General features: G+C 58.0%; 3 protein-coding genes. All 3 read right to left on the bottom strand.

Annotated features, from left to right (window positions below):
- Positions 1-2,434, bottom strand: a 2,434-nt coding sequence (locus ACLP9N_RS35785; protein ID WP_442411842.1) for an MMPL/RND family transporter, incomplete at its 3' end; no start/stop codon positions are given.
- The gene (locus ACLP9N_RS35780) at positions 2,431-2,853 is read right to left on the bottom strand and encodes an MmpS family transport accessory protein (protein ID WP_442411843.1); all 423 of its coding nucleotides are present in this window, start codon (positions 2,851-2,853) and stop codon (positions 2,431-2,433) included. The genes ACLP9N_RS35780 and ACLP9N_RS35785, both read right to left, overlap by 4 nt.
- Positions 2,850-3,005, bottom strand: coding sequence for a hypothetical protein (locus ACLP9N_RS35775; protein ID WP_442411844.1), 156 nt, complete (start codon positions 3,003-3,005; stop codon positions 2,850-2,852). Before ACLP9N_RS35775 ends, ACLP9N_RS35780 begins: the two co-directional genes overlap by 4 nt.
- Between the last annotated feature and the right edge of the window lie 350 nt (positions 3,006-3,355).

Below are 3,355 nucleotides of genomic sequence, written 5' to 3'. Positions count from 1 at the left end.
CCAGTACGGACAGCCCGAAGGACGCGCCCAGCGAAAGCACCACCGTGCCTACGATAACCAGGGCGGCAACAAAACTTCGTGTCATCATCAGCATGATGATGAAAATAAGGCAGAGCGCAGCGACTCCCGCGATCATGAGATCGTAATTGGAGCCCACGACCAGGTCTTTCGTAACTGCTGCGGTGCCGGTGAGGTAAATCTTCGAGTCTTCCAGCGGAGTTCCCTTGAGTGCCTCCGCGGCGGCGGTCTTTATCGCATCGACCCGCGAAATGCCCTCGGGCGACGAAGGTTCTCCCTTCTGCGAAATAAGCATACGGGCGGCCTTCCCGTCCGGCGCCAAGAACACATCCATGACTCGTTTGAGGTCCTTGTTCTTGAAAGAGTCCGGCGGCAGGTAGAAAGAATCGTCGTCTTTGGCGGTGTCGAAAGCCTTCCCCATGGCGGTCGCATTACTGCCATTCTCGTCCAGCTCGTTGAGGGTCCCCGACATGGTGCTATGCATGGTCAGCATCATGGCACGCATGTTCTGCATGATCGCGATCATCGGCGGGAACTGCGCAACGAGCTGCGGCATGAGCACATCTAGCTGATCGAGGTCTGTCACCAGCACGTGCAGCTTATCGGTAAGAGCGTCAACACCGTCGATTCCATCAAATAAGGATCTAATCGACCAGCAGATGGGAATGTCGTAGCAATGCTTTTCCCAATAGAAGTAGCTGCGAATCGGCCTGAATAAATCCTCGAAATCCGAAAGGTGATCTCGCAACTCGTTGGTGATCGCCTCCATGTCATGCGTTTCGCCGACCATGTGATGAGTCGTGGCAACGAGCTGTTGCATCAGACCATACATGCGCTGCATGATGCTGATCGTTTCTGTTAACTCATCGATCTGCTTGAGCATGTCATTCATGCGTTCTCGTTGGTACGCCATATTTTGTAACATGCCAGCCTGTTGCATGCTCAACAGGAATGGTATGGACGTGTGTGCAAGCGGGGTTCCCTCGGGCCGAGTTACGGCCTGTACCCTGGAAATGCCCGGAACGGCGAGAACGCCCTTAGCTAGTTTGTTCAATACCAGAAAATCAGCCGGATTGCGCAAATCGTGATCGGACTCGACCAACAAGATTTCGGGCGCCAGCATTGCCGACGGGGGAAAATGTCGCGCGGCGGCCGCATACCCCAAATTGGCGGGGATATCTTTGGGGATGAACTTTTGGTCGCTGTAACTGGGTTTGTATCCTCCCAGCGTCAATAGCCCGACAAGCGCGACTGCTAATGTCGCGACGAGAATGGGCGCGGGCCACCGCACGATCGCCGTGCCTACCCGCCGCCATCCGCGAACCCGGATCTTTCGTCTGGGCTCGAACAGACCGAAACGGCTTCCGACGGCCAGAACTGCCGGAAACAGCGTAACCGCAACCGCGACCGCGACTAATACGCCCACCGAGCAAGGGACGCCCAGGGCTTGGAAGACGGGCAGCCGGGTAAAGCTCAGGCAGAAAACCGCTCCCGCGATCGTCACACCGGAGGCCAAGACAACCTTGGCGACCCCGCGGTAAGCGGTGTAGTAAGCCGTTTCCCGGTCCTCGCGGGCCTGACGTGCTTCCTGATACCGCCCAATGAAAAATATCCCGTAATCCGTTCCGGCCGCGATGCCAATGGATACCAGCAGATTAACGCCGAAGGTAGTAAGACCAAGAAACCCGTTATGGCCCAGGAACGCGACGATTCCTCGGGCCGCCTGCAATTCTATCCCGACCACCAGCAACAAAAGAATTACGGTGATAACCGAACGGTAGACAAGAAGCAACATAATAAAGATCACCGCGACGCTTACGGCCGTCATTGTGATGATCGTCCTGTCGCCACTGTGGCCCATGTCCGCAGCGATCGCCGCAGGGCCGGTGACATACGCCTTGACCCCGGGCGGCGCTGGCGTCCGCCCGACTATGTGCTGAACGGCTTCGATCGATTCGTTCCCCAAGGTCTGGCCCGGGTTACCGGCGAGCACGACTTGCACATATGCGGCTTTGCCATCGGCGCTTTGCGCGGCGGCCCTGTAGAGTTCATCACCCCAGAAATCCTGGATGTGTTGCACATGCTTCGGATCGTCTTTCAACTGACGAATCAAACGATCGTAGTACTGGTGAGCATCGTCGCCGAGGGGTTGTTGACCCTCCAGGACGATCATCACCGTACCGCCGCCGGAATCAGATTGCTTGAAGTCCTCACCTGCGCGCTTTGACGCCCTGAAGGACGGCGCATCTGCGGGATTCAGTGATACTGCATGCTCTTTCTCGACCTGTTCCAGTGAGGGGACGCCGATAGTCAAGATGACGACGATCCCCAACCACGCCAAGATGATGGGCACCGAAAACCGATGGATCGTCCTTGCTACGAATGGCGGACTGTCCCGCAGCTGATGGTTGCTCATGCGGCCTTTATCGTGCAGAAGGCAAAGGAGCTCACTTCGTGGTGCGTGATCTTCTCGGCTTTGACCACACCGTCCTGCACAATGCGGCAGCCAATGCTGTCACTATCGCCCTGCGCCGAGATATTCGCGATGGCCGTCGCCGCGGTGATCGCGAACTCCGTCGACCATGGCAATTGGATCCCGCTGAGGCTCTGCACGTCACCGTTGCCGTCGAAATAGTTGATATCGGCCACAGTCCCTGGTGGTCCGAAGACCTCGTATCTGAAGTGCTTAGGGTTGTAAGGTTTGGCCTCGTCGTTTCTGGTGTCGGCATACGAGAGCGGTTTCTCAGAGCCGAAGACGCCGTGCAGCCGCGACACGGTGAATCCTCCAGCGCCGATCACCACCACTATGACGAGCGGAATCCACAGCCGCCTCAGAACCCTGGAAATCGCAAATCCTGGATTTCGACGACTCTTTGCAGATCCACCGGGTGCTCGAGGTGCAGGTGCGGGCTGGCGAGCGCGACGCAGAAGAAGAGGTCGGCGGCCGGACCGTTGACTAGCGTCTTGGCCGCCCTCGATGGCGTCATCGGACCGGACTCGCTCAACAGGGCGCAGACTGCCTTCGACCACCGGACCACCCTAGCCGACATGCGTGCAATAACGGTTCCAAACCGTAGTAAAGGCCAACAAGGTCCGTCCGGGGTTTCGACAAAGCTCCCGGTGTGGCTCCTGAAGCAGCCTCAGTAACAGCCTCAGTAATTGGTGCGCGGCGCAGGTTGTCGACGGTCACGGAATTCCCCAGGGGTAGCCGTCACGTAATTCCCCAGGTTCGGGTGCTGCTGTGGTGAAGGGTAGCGGGCTTGTTGGCCGGTGTCAGGTGGTCTTGGTGCCGGGTCGTTTCCGGGGCCGGTAGGAGGGGCCGTCCATCAGCACCAAC

Origin of the sequence: Mycobacterium sp. (genome assembly GCF_052144515.1) — a bacterium.
Classification (GTDB): Bacteria; Actinomycetota; Actinomycetes; order Mycobacteriales; family Mycobacteriaceae; genus Mycobacterium.
The sequence above is the reverse complement of the archived record's forward strand: the minus strand, read 5'-3'. Positions and strand labels throughout refer to the sequence as shown.